The 731-nt window shown below is 46.1% G+C and carries 1 protein-coding gene; it reads right to left on the bottom strand.

Translation table 11 applies throughout. From position 1 onward, the window contains the following. Positions 1-60 precede the first annotated feature (60 nt). Positions 61-731 (bottom strand): NAD(+) diphosphatase (gene nudC, locus R7Z47_RS24795; RefSeq protein WP_318130755.1); only part of this gene is annotated, 671 nt, incomplete at its 5' end.

Genomic DNA, 731 nt, shown 5'->3' with positions numbered 1-731 from the left:
CAACAGTGATGTCTCAAAAATGATTAATTTTTAACCTTTACTTCCTTTACGATCAGCATCTCAGTCTGAAAGAATATCACTAACGGTCTGCTCAATTAGCGCCCTTGCAATAGTGCCTGTTGGTGCCACTGGTGGCATTTCTTTCACACCGAACCATTGTGCATCGGATAACTCCGTATAATCCGGATTGAGCTCACCAGAATCATAATCGGCGAGGAATGCCATCATCATACTGGATGGAAAGGCCCAAGGCTGACTGCCAAAGTAACGAATGTTTTTCACGTGAATGCCCGTCTCTTCATGCACTTCGCGCGCGACACAGTCTTCTAAGGTTTCTCCCGCCTCTAAAAAGCCCGCAATCACGGTGTACATGCCATTTCGATGCCTTGGGTGTTGCGCTAGTAAAATCTGATTTTCTTTACGCACAGCAACGATGATGCATGGGAAAATGCGCGGGTAGTGCAAAGTACGACACTCTCCGCATTGCATGGCAAATTGATTATTATTAAGCAAGTTGCGCCCACCACATTGCGGACAAAAGCGTAAGCTTTGGGTCATGTGCCCATATTGGATAGCCTTGCTCAACAGCATAAATAGCGGTTCAGGGAAATGTAGACAGTCGCGCAATGAAACAAGTGGGAGATCGTGCTCCAAATCTGCAAAATTAATCCACATCACTGGCGAACCAAGATAGTCACCAATTTGCCTCGCATTCTCTTCTGGCAGTGAGA

It is taken from the genome of Vibrio sp. 1641 (genome assembly GCF_033339995.1).
GTDB lineage: Bacteria > Pseudomonadota > Gammaproteobacteria > Enterobacterales > Vibrionaceae > Vibrio > Vibrio alginolyticus.
The sequence above is the reverse complement of the archived record's forward strand: the minus strand, read 5'-3'. Positions and strand labels throughout refer to the sequence as shown.